The organism is Streptacidiphilus jeojiensis, from assembly GCF_042510965.1.
GTDB lineage: Bacteria > Actinomycetota > Actinomycetes > Streptomycetales > Streptomycetaceae > Streptacidiphilus > Streptacidiphilus jeojiensis.
In genome coordinates this window covers 362950-377615 of record NZ_JBEUKS010000006.1, presented here as the reverse complement: position 1 = coordinate 377615, position 14666 = coordinate 362950, and the positions used below count along the sequence as shown (strand labels likewise).

At 74.7% G+C, this 14666-nt stretch carries 10 protein-coding genes; 4 read left to right on the top strand and 6 right to left on the bottom strand.

The window, feature by feature from the left end:
* Nucleotides 1-9: 9 nt before the first annotated feature.
* Together ABUW04_RS19220 and ABUW04_RS19215 are read right to left on the bottom strand one after the other, a co-directional pair.
* Nucleotides 10-471, bottom strand: coding sequence for an HIT family protein (locus ABUW04_RS19220; protein WP_380565896.1), 462 nt, complete (start codon nt 469-471; stop codon nt 10-12).
* Complete coding sequence (locus ABUW04_RS19215) at nt 468-1907, bottom strand: MFS transporter (protein ID WP_380565895.1); 1440 nt, start codon at nt 1905-1907, stop codon at nt 468-470. Before ABUW04_RS19215 ends, ABUW04_RS19220 begins: the two co-directional genes overlap by 4 nt.
* 128 nt (nt 1908-2035) lie before the next feature.
* Here ABUW04_RS19215 and ABUW04_RS19210 point away from each other — a divergent pair, with 128 nt between their 5' ends.
* The 3 genes from ABUW04_RS19210 to ABUW04_RS19200 all read left to right on the top strand — a co-directional run bounded on the left by ABUW04_RS19210 (nt 2036) and on the right by ABUW04_RS19200 (nt 4545).
* Complete coding sequence (locus ABUW04_RS19210) at nt 2036-2620, top strand: DUF421 domain-containing protein (RefSeq protein ID WP_030252290.1); 585 nt, start codon at nt 2036-2038, stop codon at nt 2618-2620.
* 247 nt (nt 2621-2867) lie between these two features.
* Complete coding sequence (locus tag ABUW04_RS19205) at nt 2868-3662, top strand: class I SAM-dependent methyltransferase (protein WP_380565894.1); 795 nt, start codon at nt 2868-2870, stop codon at nt 3660-3662.
* Nucleotides 3663-3687: 25 nt separating this feature from the next.
* Nucleotides 3688-4545, top strand: a complete 858-nt coding sequence (locus ABUW04_RS19200) for an arylamine N-acetyltransferase family protein (RefSeq protein ID WP_380565893.1) — start codon at nt 3688-3690, stop codon at nt 4543-4545.
* Here ABUW04_RS19200 and ABUW04_RS19195 read toward each other — a convergent pair.
* The 4 genes from ABUW04_RS19195 to ABUW04_RS19180 form a co-directional block, all read right to left on the bottom strand.
* A complete protein-coding gene (locus ABUW04_RS19195) occupies nt 4511-5722 on the bottom strand; it encodes a low temperature requirement protein A (protein WP_380565892.1) in 1212 nt (403 codons plus the stop codon). The two genes, ABUW04_RS19200 and ABUW04_RS19195, sit on opposite strands and share 35 nt — an antisense overlap.
* A 40-nt stretch (nt 5723-5762) precedes the next feature.
* A complete protein-coding gene (locus ABUW04_RS19190) occupies nt 5763-8597 on the bottom strand; it encodes a hypothetical protein (protein ID WP_380565891.1) in 2835 nt (944 codons plus the stop codon).
* Nucleotides 8594-12085: an ABC transporter permease gene (locus ABUW04_RS19185; RefSeq protein ID WP_380565890.1), complete on the bottom strand. Its 3492-nt coding sequence runs from the start codon at nt 12083-12085 to the stop codon at nt 8594-8596. The genes ABUW04_RS19190 and ABUW04_RS19185 overlap by 4 nt, the downstream gene beginning before the upstream one ends.
* Nucleotides 12086-12186: 101 nt before the next feature.
* Nucleotides 12187-13311 carry a cation:proton antiporter gene (locus ABUW04_RS19180; RefSeq protein ID WP_030252278.1) on the bottom strand — a complete coding sequence of 375 codons (1125 nt, stop codon included), beginning with the start codon at nt 13309-13311 and terminating at the stop codon, nt 12187-12189.
* Nucleotides 13312-13643: 332 nt separating this feature from the next.
* Here ABUW04_RS19180 and trpS point away from each other — a divergent pair, with 332 nt between their 5' ends.
* Nucleotides 13644-14660: a tryptophan--tRNA ligase gene (trpS, locus tag ABUW04_RS19175; protein WP_380565889.1), complete on the top strand. Its 1017-nt coding sequence runs from the start codon at nt 13644-13646 to the stop codon at nt 14658-14660.
* Nucleotides 14661-14666 lie beyond the last annotated feature (6 nt).

Sequence of the window (14666 nt, the reverse complement as noted above, 5' to 3'; positions counted from 1 at the left end):
CCGCCGAAGTCATCGCAGCGCCGCGCGCAGCTCCAGCGCGAGCTCGTCCATCCGGGTGTCCGGCACCCGTTGCTCCGGTGGGCTGTTGAGCAGGCCGAAGACCCCGGGGCCGCGGAGCGGCTGCGGCAGGTCGGCCGGGCGCGGGACCAGGTGGAAGTGGACATGGCCGAAGCCCTCGGCCTCGGCGAACTGGACCACATAGGTCTTGGCGCAGCCGGTGACCGCCTCCAGCGCGCGGGAGAGCCGTACCTGCCACAGTCCGAGGCCGGCGGCCTCCTCGTCGGTGAGCCCGGCGACGGTGGTCACATGGCGGCGCGGGAGCAGCACCAGCCAGCCGGGCAGCGCGGTGTTCACCGCATGCGCCGCGCGCCAGTACCGGTCGGAGGCTATCCGCTCGCGGGGCGGGAGTCGGTCGTGGGCCGCGTCCATCCGGCAGCTGTAGCAGTCCTGGGCGTACTGATCGTCGGTCACGGCCCCATCATGCCGGGCGGCGACGGTTCCGGTCGTTCGGGCAGCCGGTGCGGGATGGCCGTCCAGGACAGCACCGCGGCGGCGGCCATCAGCCCGGCGCAGCCGACGACCGCCGCGCGGAAGGCGTGGTCGACCGCATGGGCCGAGCGGTACTGCTCGCCGCTGAGGCCGACCAGCGCCGGCAGGGCGGCGACGGCGAGCAGGCTGCCGGTGCGGGCGGCGGCGTTGTTGACGCCGCTGGCGATACCGGCCCGGCGGGTCTCCACCGCGTTCAGCACGGTCTCCGTCAGCGGGGCCACCAGCAGGGTCATCCCGGCGCCCAGCACGATCGAGGCCGGCAGCACATCGGTGAGGTAGGAGGCGTGCGCGCCGATCCGCAGCATCAGCAGCGCCCCCGAGGCCGCCAGCAGCGGGCCGATGGTGAGCGGGACCCGTGCCCCTATCACCTCGCCCAGCTTCGCCGCGCGGGGCGAGAACACCAGCATCAGCAGGGTCAGCGGCAGGGTGCCGAGCCCGGCCAGCAGCGGCGTGAACCCCGCGGTGATCTGCAGCTGCAGCACCAGGAAGAACAGCAGCCCGCCCATCGCCCCGTAGATCAGCACGGTGGCGATGTTGACCACGGTGAACAGCCGGGAGGCGAACAGTTCCAGCGGCAGCATCGGCGCCGCCGCCCGGCGCTCGGTCAGCACGAACAGCGTGCCGGCCAGCACCGCCAGCACCGCGGCGACGGCCGCCTGGACCGGGTCGCCTGCGGCGCTGGTGAGCGCCGCCGTGAGCGCCCCCAGCGCCAGCGCCGCCAGTACCGCGCCGCGCAGGTCGAACCGGCCGGTGGCGCTGTCGTCGCGGTTCTCCGGGACGTGGCGCAGCGCCGTCACCACCACGGCCGCCGCCAGCGGCAGATTGATCAGGAACACCCAGCGCCAGCCCGGGCCGCCGACCAGCCAGCCGCCCACCACCGGGCCGACCGCGCCGGCCACGCCGCCCAGTCCTGACCACAGGCCCACCGCCGCGGCCCGGTCGTCCGGATGGAACACCGCCTGGATCAGCGCCAGCGAACCCGGCGTCAGCAGCGCGCCCCCGACGCCCTGCAGGGCCCGCGCCGCGATCAGCACCTGCACGTCGGGCGCCAGACCGCAGACCGCCGAGCAGACCGCGAACCAGACCACCCCGACCACGAACACCCGGCGCCGGCCGTAGCGGTCGCCGAGGGCGCCGCCCAGCAGGATCAGCCCGGCCAGGGTCAGCAGATAGGCGTTGACCACCCACTGCAGGGAGCCGATGGAGGCGTGCAGGGTCGCGCCGATCCGGGGCAGGGCGACGTTGACGGCGGTGCCGTCGAGCATCGCCATGGCCGAACCGAGGACGGTCGCCAGCAGCACCCAGCGCCCGGCCGCCCCGGACAGCCGGACGCCACCCGCGCCACCAGTGCTGACCACCTGCTCATCACCTGCCCGTCATGGGAGAGTTCGGTGTGCCGACGAGAGACGGGGACCGACGGTGACCACTGATCACGTACGTTACAGCGCAGGCCCGCCGGCGGCCGTCAACCCAGGAGGACCTTCCGATGATCAGTCATGACCTGTGGTCCGTCCAGATCCCCATCCTCGAGAAGATCATTCGCACCGTGCTGGTGTACGCACTGGTGCTGCTGCTGTTCCGGTTCGCCGGCAAGCGCGGTCTGGCGAACCTCAACACCTTCGACTTCGTGGTGATGTTCCTGCTGTCCAACGTGGTCCAGAACGCCATCATCGGCGCCGACAACAGCCTGCTCGGCGGGGTGATCGGGGCGGTCACGCTGGTGGCCGTCAACGCCGGAATGAACCGCTGGGTGGCCTCGGACGCCCGGGCCGAGCGGCTGCTGGAGGGCACCGCCACCACCCTGGTCAGCGACGGCGCCTTCGTGCCCGGCGCGCTGCGGCGGCTGGCCCTGCGCACCAGCGAGATCGAGCACGCGGTGCGGGTGCAGAACGGCGACAGCATCGAGGAGGTCGCCGACGCCCGGCTGGAGCCCGGCGGCCAGCTGATCGTGACCCTCAAGGAGGCGGACCAGACCGCCACGCACAGCGACGTCCAGGCCATCCAGGCCCGGCTGGCCGCGATCGAGGAACTGCTGGCGACGCTGGCCGCCCGGGGCGGAAAACAGCCCTGACGGTGGCTCAATCGTACGATTTTCAGTCATTCTTTCGACGGAACTGACCGGATCCGCACCTCTGGCCCCATCCCTAACAGGAGCTTATTCCGCAGTTCAATCCTGGTATGTGCGGACCGCGGTGTTCCGCTTGCCCGCAATTGCCCGCACCGGAGGCCGTCCGCCGCCCCCGCCGGTGCGGACAGGCGGCGTGGTTATGCTCTGCCCGACTTTGATCACCCATCGGGACGAAGGACGGCGACCACCCGTGCAAGACACCGCGACGCTCACCGCCGATCCGCTCATGACCGGCGTGATCTCCTACCAGACCCCCCGGGTCGCCGACGACTACTGCCGCTGGGACGACTCCGGCAGCTGGCTGCTCGGCTACCCGTTCCTGCCAGTGGCCCTGGGCCTGGACCAGCTGCCCGGCGCCCACCTGGTGGACCTCGGCTGCGGACCCGGCGACCTGACCCGCTGGATCGCCGACCGCCACCCGGTGCGGACCACCGCCGTGGACACCTCCACGGCCATGCTCGACCTGGCCCGCTCCCAGCACCCGCACCCGGCGGTGGACTACCGGCTCACCGCCGGCGACGGCCTGCCCTTCCTCGCCGACGGCTGCGCCGACGCGGCCATGGCCTCCTTCCTGTTCACCTGCATAGCGGACCGAAGACTCCTGCAATCGCTGGTGGACGAGATGGCCCGGGTGCTGCGCCCGGGCGGCCGCTTCACCATCCTGATGCCCAACCCGGACCAGATGCACGACGCCTCCTTCGAGGGCTTCCACCGCGGCGAGCCCGGCGCCCGCTACCGCTCCGGCGACACGCTCCCGGTCCGGGTCCGCCGCGAGGACGGCAGCTGGGCCACCATCACCAACACCTACTGGCCCCGGGAGACCTTCCAGGAGGCGCTCACCGCGGCCGGGTTCGGCGCGTACACCGAGCTGACCCCGGTGCTCGCCGACGCCCACGGCGTCGCCGACCCCGCCCTTATCGCCTCCCGTCCCTGGACCGCCGAGCGCGAACGGGCCCCCTTCATCCTGATCACCGCCACCCGCTGAGCGGCCTGGTGGCAGAATCGGCCCCATGGGGACAGTTGACCAGCCGGCCGACGAGTGGCAGAACGACCTGCTCGACCTCGACGCCTATCTGAAGCGCATCGGCCTCGACCGCACCGGCGGCCTCGCCGCCGACGCCGCCACCCTCACCGCCCTGCACCGGGCGCACGTGGCGGCCATCCCGTTCGAGAACCTGGCGCTGATGCTGGACCAGCCGGTCCGCACCGACCTCGGCAGCGTCCAGGACAAGCTGGTGCACCAGGGCCGGGGCGGCTACTGCTACGAGCAGAACACCCTGTTCGGCGCGGTGCTGCAGCGGCTGGGCTTCCGGGTCGACCGGCTGCTGGCCCGGGTCGGCTCCGACAGTGAGGCGCTGCGCCCGCGCACCCATATGACGCTCTCGGTGGAGGTCGACGGCCGCCGGCTGCTGGCCGACACCGGCTTCGGCAACGGCCTGCTGGAGCCGATCCCGCTGGACCCCGACGGTCCGCAGCCGCAGGGCGTGTGGACCTACCGGACGCTGGGCCCGGACCGTGACGGGGTGCGGCGCTTCCAGGAGCTCGACGCCGGGCAGTGGCAGACCCGCTACCGCTTCACCGACGAACCGCAGCACGCGGTGGACGTGGTGATGTCCAACCACTACACCACCACCTGGCCCAGCTCCCCGTTCCGGCAGCGGCCGATCGTGGTCCGGCGCGAGGCCGGGTCCTCCCGCGAGCTGATCGGGCGCCAGTTCTCCCGGATGGTGCCGGGCCGGCCCGCCGAGAGCGTGGAGCTCACCGACGCCGCGGTGGTCGCCGCGCTGCGCGAGGAGTTCCGGCTCGACCTCACCCCGGAGGAGGGGGCCGTCCTCACAGCTCGACTGACACCTCGTCAGCAGCCGTGATCCGGCGCACCGCCGCCACGTCCGCCCAGGCCACGGCGGCCAGTACCACCGTGGTCGCGATGTCCACCACCAGCGGCGGCAGCACCGTGCCGACCGGGACCAGCAGCGCCAGCACCAGCAGGCCGATGTGGCGGGCGCGGTTGTAGTAGCCGAACATCACCCGCTTCAGCAGCAGGTGCCCGGCCAGGAACAGGGCCGGCCCGGCGGCCAGCACCAGCGCCGTGGCGAAACCGGCCGGATGGCCGCCGGGGTGGCTGATGACGACCTCGTCGCCGACGGCGGTGACGATCACGCCCGCCACGATCGGCAGGTGCACGTAGGTGATCCGCACCCCCATCCGCCCGGTGTCGCTCGTGGTCTCCACCACGGAGTCCACCGCCCGGCCGGCCAGCGCGAAGTAGATCCACCACATGGTGACCGCCGTCGCGAAGGCGGTGACGAAGGCCGCCGTGCGCCCGGCATCGAACCGGCCGCTGCCGAAGGTCTGCCCGGTGACCAGGACCGACTCGCCCAGCGCGATGATGACGAACAGCCGGCACCGCTCGACGAAGTGCTCCCCCGAGATGTTCCAGGCCGTGGTACTGGACCGTCCCAGTCCCGGCACCGGAAAGCCGATCCCCGCCGCCAGGTACTCGACCAGCACCGCCACCGCCCACAGCCCGCCGCGCACGGCCACGCCGTGCACCAGCGCCCCGGCGATCCAGAACACCGCGCTGAAGCCGAACCACACCATCGCCCTGACGTACTCCCGGGAGAGCTGGTCCCCGCGCAGCGCGACGGTCGCGAACAGGTGCCGGCCGACCTGCATGGCCAGGTAGGCCAGGACGAAGACCAGCGCGCGGTCGCCGAACGCCTGCGGCAGCGCCGCCGACATCACCAGGCCGAGCAGCATGATGCCGATGATGGCCAGCCGCACCGCGAGCTGGTCCGGGTCGAACCAGTTGGTGAACCAGGCGGTGAAGTTCCAGGCCCACCAGACCGCCGTCAGCAGCACCAGGGTCTCCGCCGCCCCGGCCCAGTCCAGATGGGCCAGCAGCAGGTGCGAGAGCTGGGTGACCGCGAAGACGTACACCAGGTCGAAGAAGAGCTCCAGGAAGGTGACCCGCTGCGCCCCGCTGCGGTCCCGCAGCAGCGAGGGAGCCGGTCCCGGGCCGGTCGCCGTGGTCGGATTCGCCATTGCCGCACCCTATCCCGGCCCGGTGCCGGTCAGATGCCGGTCAGGCGTCGCCCAGCCGCAGCAGCTCCCCCAGCCGCCGGTACCGCGACACCGCCGTCTCCACCGCCGCGGCGGCGACCACCAGCAGCACCAGCCCGAGCACCAGTGCCCCGGTCAGCCGGTAGTCGGTGTGCAGGGCCGGCTGACCCGGGCCGCCGGTGAACTGACGGAGGTTCAGGGCCGGTGCCAGCAGCCTTGGTTCGACCAGCCCAAGGATCGCGCCGCCCGCGGCGGCGGCCGCCGCGAGCGGCAGCAGCTGGGTGAGCTGGAGCAGTCCGGCGGCCCGGCCGCCCAGGCCCAGGGTGCGCAGGAAGGAGGCGGTCCGGCCGCGCTCCTCGGCCGTCAGCACCAGTTCCAGCAGGACCGCCAGCAAGCCGAAGCAGACCGCCAGCCCGGTGCTGACGGCGTAGACCCGCTGGATGCCGCCGACCAGCCCGTCCGCGCGCACCGCCGCCAGCCGGTCGGACCGGAGCCGGACCGTGCCCAGCGGACCCAGCACCGCCGCGCCCTCGGTACGCAGCGCCGCGGGGTCGTCGCCGTCACCGTAGAGCAGGGCCGCGCTGCGGCCCGCGACCTGGGGCTGGAGCAGGGCGGGCGCCGCGGCGGAGCCGGTGACCAGCAGCCGGCTCCCCGGGGCCAGCTGGTCGGTGATCGGCCCGAGCGCCGGATCGTCGAGCTCCGCCGCGGTGAGCGTGCCGACCGGCCGGTAGCGCACCCTGTGCAGGTGGTCGGCGTTGCTGAACGGCTCCGAGACGAAGTCGCCGGCGGGTTCGGCGGCCAGCACCGCGGGGCTGACCAGCACCGGCAGTTCGACGGAGCCGTCGGCGCGGCGCACCGGCGCCGCCGAGGCGGCCAGCAGCGCCCGTCCGAGCGGCGAGCCGGGGTCGGCGGCGACCAGGGCCCGGGCGTCGACGGTCAGCAGCGGGGTGTCCGGCAGCGCCGCGCCGTCCCGGTCCGCGGTCAGGCCGACGGCCCGCAGCTGCTCGCCGACCACCTTGACGCCCCGGGCGACGCCCGGCACCGGTGCGCTGTTCCCGCTGGACAGGGCCACCGCGTCGGCCCCCGCGTACCAGCCGGCCCCAGCTGCGGCACCGTCGCTGACGGTCCGTGAGACCATTCCGCCGAAGACCGCCGTGCCCAGGGTGAGCACCAGCACGAAGAGCGCCAGCCCGGTCGCGGTGGCCTCCCGGCCCGCCTTCGCCAGGCCCAGGAAGGCCAGCACCCCCGGGCCACGGCGCAGCCGGGCGGCCAGCAGCCGCAGCACCAGCGGATAGATCCGCAGCAGGGCCAGCACCGCGACCACCGCCACCACCAGCGGCACCGCGCTGAGCTGCGGGTCGACGCCCTGCGGGGCGGAGGCACCGCGCCCGCGCAGGGCGACCACCCCGGCCGCGGCCAGCAGCAGCGCGGTGGCCTCCAGCACCGCCCGGCCACCGAAGCGGTGCCGTACCGCGCGGACGCTGCGCCGGGGCCGGCGCGGTTCCCTGGTCTGGACCCAGGTGAGCAGCGGCAGCAGCGCCCAGACAGCGGCGGTGGCCGCGACCGCCCACAGCGGCCGCGGCCCGACGGAACCGCCGGTGGGCGCGGACCGCAGGCCGAGCAGCCAGCCGGCCCCGGCCGCGCACAGCAGCACCGGCAGCGCCGGCGCCGACCGCAGCAGCACCAGCCGAAGCGGCGAGGCCCCGCGCGAGCGCTGCAGCCGCAGCGCGCCGTCCCGGCGCCGCAGCAGTACCCGTACCGCCGTGAACGCCGCGGCCAGGACCACGCAGACCAGGGCCACCAGCGCGAACGACTGGACCGCCTCCGCCTGCAGCCGCTCCCGGCCGAAGGCGACCAGCAGCGGGGTCAGCCCGTCGGTCCAGCTGAACCGGTCAGCCGCCTCCTGGTCCGCCTGGCAGCCGACGGTGCCGCCGGGGCCCTGGCACAGCACCGCCGTCATGGCGGCGCCGTAGCCGGCCAGCGGTCCGGCCAGGCTCCGGCTCTGCGCGACCGCGGCCCGGGCCGGGGCGACCGAGAGCTGCCAGCTGAGCTGGGGGGTGTCCAGTCCGGCCGCCATCAGCCGGTCCACGCCGTCGGTGCTGATCAGTGCGTGCACATAGACCTGGATGCCGAGCGGCGGCGGCTGCGGGTAGGTGAGCGGGGTGTCCAGCAGCGGCCTGCTGTTCCAGAAGCCGTCGCCGGTCTGCCGCGGCTCGAAGATCCCCGACACCGTGAAGTCCATCGAGGCCTCGCCGTTGCCGGTGCTGAAGCTCACCCCGATCCGCCCGCCGGCGGACAGTCCGAGCCGCGCGGCGGCGTCGTGCGACAGCGCCAGCTGCGGGTCCTGCCGCTTGGCGGTGTGCGCCGCGGGGAACGCGCCGGCGACCATCCGGACGTGCGGTCCCGCGTCGCTGAGGTAGGTCAGCCCGGTGACCACCGAGTCCACCCCGGCGGTCGCCGGGGTGGACGGCACGCTGGTGCGCACCGGGGCGAAGTCGGCGCCGGTCCGCGCCACCGCCAGCGATCCGCGCAGCGGCGCGGCCGCCGCCCCGACCAGTTGGTCGCCGACCTCGGAGAGCACCGCGCCGATCGGCTCGTGGCTGTTCGCCGGGCCCAGCGCGGTGTTGAGGCCCTGCAGTCGGGTGCCGACCGTCAGCAGCGGGCCCTGCGTCTGGGCGGCGGCGATCCGCTGGCGCAGCGCCCGGTCCTGCTGACGGCCGATCAGCGGCGGTGCGCAGGCGCTCAGCGCGGTGAGCGCGGCCACCAGTACCGCCAGCACCACCAGCATCGGCAGGTCGCCCCGGGCCTCCCGGTGCGCCGGCGACAGCCCGGCCCTGGCCCCGGTTCCGCGTCTCATTCGCCCTCCCCGGCCCGCAGCACCCGTACCAGGTCGACCTTGGCCAGCAGCCTGGCCAGGCCCACCACGACCAGCAGGATCACCCCGGCGGTGACCAGCGCCGTCAGCGCCACCCGCAGCCAGGGGACGTGCACCAGCAGCGGCGGGAACGGCGGGCCGCCGGAGTCGTCCACGGTCACCGTCGGCAGCACCAGCGCGGCCAGGCCGGTACCCAGCAGCACCCCGGGGACCAGCGCGAACAGCGCCACGCTCAACTGCTCGGCCCAGAGCAGCGCGGACAGCCTGCGGCTGCGGATGCCCATCGCGCGCAGCAGCGCGAACTCGCGGCGGCGCTCCCGGGTGGCGATCACCGCGTGGACGGTGAAGCCGACCACCGCGAAGGCCGGCGCCAGCAGCCTGCACAGCGCCAGCACCGCGCGCATCCCGCTGCGGAACGGGTCGGCGCGCAGGGCCGCTCGGGCCGCGCCGACGGTCCGCGCGGTGCCCAGGCCGCCGTCGGCCGCGACCGCAGCCGCGGTGCGGTCCGGGTCGCTGCTGCTCAGCCACCAGACCGTGGCCGGCTCCGGGGTGCTGGCCAGCAGTGCCTCGGCGGCGGCCAGCGCGTGCTGGTCCACCAGGAAGTGGCCCTGGCCGCGGTCGGTGCCGGGGACGCCGGCGATGGTGCCGGTCACCCGCAGCGACAGCAGATGCCCGTCGTCGAGGGTCAGCCGGACCACGCTGCCGGGGACCAGCTGCTGCTCGGCCACCGCGGCGGAGTCGGCGAGGGCCGGCACCGGGCCCGGCAGCGTCGTCGCGGCAACACCGGTGGCCGCCAGGCCGAACTCCAGCTGGGCCCCGGCCTGCGACGCCGCCGCCTCGGAGGTCCCGAAGACCAGCCGGAGCAGGTCCGGACCGCTCCGGAGCGAGCAGAGCCCGGGGTTCCCCTCCCCGAACTCGGGCACCGACCCACCGGACGGCAGGCAGGCCCCGCCCGAGCTCGACTCCAGCGCGGTCGGGGTCCGGTCCACCCAGACCGTTCCGGTCGGCGGGCTGCCGGTCCATCCTGCGGCCGAGCCGATCCGGTGCAGGGTCAGCGTCAGCACCGCCCTGGGCTGCTCGGTGGGCATGACCACGGCCAGCCCGGTCAGGGTGAGCGGGTAGCTGCGGACCGCTCCCCCGTCCGCGGGTCCGGTGAGCGGGACCGGGACCAGGTGCCGGGCCCCGTCCGCAGCGGGCAGCGGCACGGTCACGCTGGAGCTGAGTCCGGCGGCGTCCTCCAGGGTCACCCGCAGCTGCGGCGGCGACCGGTCGCTGTCGCTGGTCAGCGTCTCGTCCAGCAGCAGCTCGGTCGGTCGCCCGGCCAGCGGCAGTCCGTGCACCGGGACGCGGGCGCCGAGGGCGGCCAGCTCGGCCGGGAGGGCGGGGCCGGCCAGGTCGGCACGGAGCAGCGGGGCGGCGGTGGCGGGGGTGGGGGCGGGCGTGGGGGCGTTCGGGGTGGAGGTAGGCGGGGCGGCGGTCGCCGGGGTGGCGCCGGCCGTGGCGAGCGGGCGGGTGTCGATGCCGACGACCTGGTCGGTGTCGCTGTCGGCGTTGCTGCCCCCGGTGCTGGTGACCGGTGTCAGCCCGGTCACCCCGGGCAGCGCGGCGAGGGCCGCGCGCATCACCTCGGGCGGCCGGTCGGTGGGGTCGACCTGGTCCACCCCGACGTCCGCGCCGACGCTGAACACCGCCTGGTCGTGGGCCAGTCCGTCCAGTCCGGCCAGCACCGTGTCGGCCAGTCCGCCGACGGCCACCGCCAGGCACATCAGCACCACCGGTCCGGCGTTGCGGGCCGAGCGGCGACTCAACTGCCAGGCGGCCAGCGGCAGCACCAGGCCGCGCCGGCGCCGGCCGAAGCGGTCCAGGGCCCAGGAGGTGAGCGGCAGCAGCCGGAGCAGCAGCAGTGCGGCGGCCAGCGTGGCCACGGCCGGGACCAGTACCAGCACCGGGTCCACGTCGGCCGCCCCGTCGGCCGCGGAGCCGGTCACCGTGGTGCGGTAGTGGGCGAGTTGGAGGTAGCCGAGGACGGCCACCGCGAGCAGTGCCAGATCGGCGCCGACGCGCTGGGCAAGCGCCGCCCTGGCGCCGCGCATCCGCAGCCGGGCCAGTGCCCCGCCGCCGACCACGGTCGCCAGCACCGGCAGCAGCGTCGCCAGCCCGTGCACCAGCACGGTGACGGCGACCGCCGCCCGGACCGCGCCGCCCAGGGTGCTGCCGGGCGGACGGAGCGCGAGCAACCCGGCCGCGTGCAGCAGCCGCAGCAGCGCCCCGGCCAGGAAGGGTGCGGCGAGGCCGGCCGGCAGCGCGACCAGCGCCCACTCGCCCGCGGCCGAGAGCAGCAGCCTTCCGGTCCCGGCGCCGCGGACCTGACGCAGCATCAATTCGATCCGCCGATGCTCGGCCGGCTGACGGGCGGTCAGCACCAATGCGGTCAGGGCCAGCACGGCCAGCAGTGCGGTCGGCTGGTAGAGCGCGGAACGGGCCACCACCAGCGGCAGCGACAGGGCGTCAACGGCGTCGGGGAGTGCGGAGACCACCGCGAGCTGCGGCAGCGCGGGGGTCCGCCCCAGATACACCGAGCGGCCGGTGTCGCTGGCGGCGAAGCCGGCGATCCGGTCCCGCAGCGCGGGCAGCTTGGCGGTGTCCAGCCCGGAGAGGTCGGGCAGGACGGTCCACCGGGCGCTGACGGCCTGGTCGAAGGCAGGGGTCGCGGTGAACGCGGCCGGGGCCACCACCAGCAGGCTGCCGGCCCGCAGGTCGCCCTGGAGCGGGTCGCCGACCAGGCCGGGCCAGAAGCCCGGCTGAGTGGCCGTCGCGGTGTAGACGCCGGTGATCCGCACCCGGACGGTGCGGCGCGCGGCGTCGGCGAGGACCAGCACCGTGCCGGGCCGGGCGCCGAGGCGCCGGGCCAGCGACACCGGCAGCGCCGCATCCACCGTCCCGACGGCCGCGGCGGACCGGTCCGCGGTGATCGCGGCGACCGGGGCCGCGGCGGCGCCGGACGGCCAACTGCCGGAGTCCAGCCGGGCGTGGACCGCGGCGTCCTGCACCGCGATGGCGTGCAACTGCAGTTGGGCCTGCGCGGATCCGGGCGGCGCGGTGGCGATCGAGAGCGGGTCCAGCCCGTAGCGGGCGGCGCTGGTCCGCTCGGGGACGTCGCCGAAGGCGACCGCGGCGGCGGCGCGCACGGCCCGGTCAGCGGCGGCGAACCCCCCGCCCTGGCCCGCGTCCCGGCCGCCGTTCCGGACCAGGGCACTGATCTGCACCTCGGCGCGCGCATCGGCGTCGAGGCGGGCGGCGGCGCCGGCGTTCACCGCGCCGGTGGCCAGGGCGGCCAGCGCCGCCAGCACGGTCGCCGCGAGCAGCACCGTCAGCGCGGCCGCGGCGAGCACCAGTCCGTGGTGCGCGGAGCCGCGGACAGCGGGCGGCAGACGGCGGCGCGACGATGCCCTCACTGCCCTGACAGCCACGCGACTCCCCCTGTGCTCGCGAAACAATGCGGCCCAGTTTGCTGTCAAGCGCAGAAGATTGACCAGCCTTCAGCAAGAACAATATCGAAATGAGCAAATACTCAGCTTCGTGCCGCCGTCACCGAGCCCGCGGCGATCGCGGCGGCGATGGTCAGCAGCGCGCCGAGCATCAGCGCCGACGGTTCCCCCGGCGCCAGCAGGTGCAGCTGGGTGCCCAGCGCGGCCGCCGCGACCGGCACGCCCAGCTGGGCCGCGGCCAGCACACCCAGACCGACCGGCTGGCCGCTCACCCGCATCAGCGCGTGCACCGCGACGGCGCCCGCTCCCAGGCACACCCCCAGCAGCACGAAGGAGGGGTGCCGTCCCAGTTCGCGCAGGTCCAGCGAGGCGCCCAGCCAGATGAAGAACAGCGGTCCGAGGAAGCCCTCGGTCAGCGCGAACAGCTGCTTGGCCAGCCGCCTGGGCTCGCCGACGGCCGCCACCACCAGACCGAAGGAGAAGCCCGCCAGCATGATCGACACATGCGTCCGGACCGCGAGCGCGGCCAGCGCGAACAGGATCACCAGACTGATCCGCAGCTCCAGCGCGAACTGCCGCTCCTGCGACAGCCGGTGCAGCCGGCGCTGGTAGCCGCCCCGCTCCAGCCGGCGCAGCACCAGGAACAGCGCTCCGGCGCAGCCCAGCACCGCCAGCGCGCCCAGCGCCGCCCGGGCGGCGTGGTCCGGGTCGATCACCAGCGGCAGCGCCACGATGCAGAGCGCGTCGGCGACCGCCACCTGCGGCAGCAGCCCCAGCACCTGCGGGCCGCCGAGCCCGAGCGCGTCCACGACCGGCAGCACCAGGGCGGCCGAGGAGGAGGCCATCAGCACCGCGTAGAGGGCGGCGTGCCCGGTGCCGAAGCCGTCGGCCACCGCCAGCGCCGGCCCCACCGCGACGGCACCGACGGCCAGCGCCCGCAGGGTTCCGGTGCGCAGCCCGGCCCGCAGGTTCGGGTCGCGCATCGGGACGTGCGCCCCGGCGACGAACATCACCAGGGCGAAGCCGATGTCGGCGAGGAAGCCGAAGGTGGGGTCGGACGCGTGCAGGAATCCGACCGCGGAGGGCCCGAGCACCACCCCGGCGGCCAGTTCCCCCAGCACCACAGGCAGGTGCCAGCGGCGCGGCAGCGCCAGCAGCGGACCGAGCAGCCCCGCCAGGGCGATCACCGCCAGCGTCGCGAAACCCATGGCCCGGCCGCCTCCCCTGCTGTTCTGGTGCCCTGCTGTTCTGGTGCCCTGCTGTCCTGCTGTTCCAGTGCCTTGATGTGAACGACCAGTCTCGCCCACCGGGGACCGTTGAGACCGCCGCCACGTCCCTGTAGCCTTGGAGTATGCATTCGTCGTCCTGTCGCCTGAGCTGGTGGCGCTCCTCCTAGGAGCGGCCACTCCCACGCACGCACGACGAGACGGGCCGTTCGCGAGGACGGCCCTTTCGCATGCCCCGGCCCGACGGCCGGGTGGAGGCCCCCGTCCGCACGGACGCCCAGCCACCACCCCCGCCAACGGCCAGGAGGCCTCCCATGAACACCACCACCCCGACTGCCGCCGCCACCCGCACCCGCGTCCTCACCGGCGACCGCCCCACCGGCCGACTGCACCTCGGCCACTACTTCGGCACCCTGCAGAACCGGGTCAGGCTGCAGCAGCAGGGCGCCGAGCTGATGCTGGTGATCGCCGACTACCAGGTGCTGACCGACCGCGACGTCGCCGACCGGCTCGGCGAACACATCGAGGGGCTGGTGCTGGACTACCTCGCCCTCGGCGTCGACCCGGAGCGCAGCACGATCTTCACCCACAGTGCGGTCCCCGCCCTCAACCAGCTGCTGCTGCCCTTCCTCAGCCTGGTCTCGGTCGCCGAGCTCGGCCGCAACCCCACCGTCAAGGACGAGATCACGCACTCCCGGCAGTCCGCCGTCAGCGGCCTGATGTTCACCTATCCGGCGCACCAGGCCGCCGACATCCTGTTCTGCAAGGCCGGGCTGGTGCCCGTCGGCCAGGACCAGCTGCCGCATCTGGAGATCACCCGCACCATCGCCCGCCGCTTCAACGACCGCTACGGGCAGGTCTTCCCGGTGCCGGAGGCGCTGCTGTCGCAGGCGCCGCTGCTGCTGGGGACGGACGGCGCCAAGATGAGCAAGAGCCGGGGCAACTCCATCGCCCTGAGCGCCTCCGCCGACGAAACCGCCCGGCTGATCCGCGGTGCGCGGACCGACGCCGAACGCCGGATCAGCTACGACCCGGAGAGCCGTCCCGGGGTCTCCAGCCTGCTGCTGCTGGCCGGCCTCTGCCTGGAGCGCGACCCGCACGAGCTGGCCGAGCAGATCGGTGACGCCGGATCAGCCGCGCTGAAGCGGCTGGTCACCACCGCGGTCAACGACTGCTTCGCCCCGGCCAGGGCACGGCGCGCGGAACTCGCCCAGGACCTGGGCCACGTCCGCCGCATCCTGCACCAGGGCAACGCCCGCGCCAACGCCATCGCCGACGAGACCCTGGCCCAGGTGCGGGCAGCCATGGGCGGACTGGTGGCGGCCGCATGACCCCCG